Here is a 250-nt window from a genome sequence, read left to right on the forward strand (position 1 = left end):
GCGGAGCAGGCTGGCTGGTCAGGTTCTGCAACAATTGATGCGAGCGGCTTTCAGCGTGACCAAACAAGCTGCTACTATCGAAACCGTGCTGGATTTTCGTTCCACAAGATCAAAACGACAACACTAGTAGATACAGACACTCTAGCGATCAAAGACGTTCATTTAACAACTAAGCGGAAATGGGATGGACATGTCGGGCTGCAGGTCTATCGGCGGAACGCCGATGACCTGCAGACTTTGCTTGCAGATT

At 50.0% G+C, this 250-nt stretch carries 1 pseudogene; it reads left to right on the forward strand.

Annotated features, from left to right (window positions below):
* Nucleotides 1-250, forward strand: a pseudogene (locus tag O2S87_RS19365) (IS5/IS1182 family transposase); the annotation flags it as partial.

Source organism: Halohasta sp. A2, assembly GCF_056175805.1.